Source organism: Zongyangia hominis, from assembly GCF_014385095.1.
In the GTDB taxonomy this organism is placed as follows: Bacteria; Bacillota; Clostridia; order Oscillospirales; family Ruminococcaceae; genus Zongyangia; species Zongyangia hominis.
The window spans coordinates 1-661 of sequence record NZ_JACRTC010000020.1; the positions used below are offsets into that span (position 1 = coordinate 1).

General features: G+C 57.5%; 1 protein-coding gene. It reads right to left on the reverse strand.

The genetic code is table 11. From position 1 onward, the window contains the following. A partial coding sequence (locus H8709_RS11795) for an Ig-like domain-containing protein (protein WP_262398494.1) occupies window positions 1-643 on the reverse strand: 643 nt, incomplete at its 3' end. Window positions 644-661 lie beyond the last annotated feature (18 nt).

Here is a 661-nt window from a genome sequence, read left to right on the forward strand (position 1 = left end):
CGCCAGCGCTCGCAGCCAGAACGGCCAGAGCGATGGGCAGCATGCTGCTGTCACCGGAGTTCGGGTTTTTCTTGCCGGAGTCGGAACCAGAACCGCTGCCTTCCGGCCACTTCCAGTCGGAATTGTTCCCACCAGGAATGTTGGGCTTCGTCACAGGTTTGGTGGTGCCTCCGCCCTCTTTCGTGATCGTCACTTTGATCGGGATCGTCTTCTCGATCTCAGTCCCGTCCAGGCTCAGTTTACCAGTGGCTTCATATGTCCCTGCTTTACTGAAGTCCACCTTGCTGTAATCCCAGCCGCTCAAAGTCAGTTCCTTAGTTGTCCCGTCGGTGTAGGTTGCCACTATGTCTTTCTTCAGCTTCGCATACACTTCCTCCGCCGTCGCTCCCTCTTTCGCGCTTGCTTTGAGCTCTGCCGGAGTCAAGGTATCGATGACTGCTTCCTCGCCGACGATGACTTTCACTTTCGCCTGCACGTCGGTGCCGGCGATGGTGCCCACTGCCTCGTAGGTTCCAGCCTTATCCAGCTTCACGCCGTCGATGTTCCAGACAACGTCTACGTCTCTCTGGATGCCGTCTTCCTGCTCCACCGTGACTTTTGCCGGGAGTTTGGCCAGCACTTCGTCCGCCGGTGCACCCACCATCACGTTGATGTCCTCGAT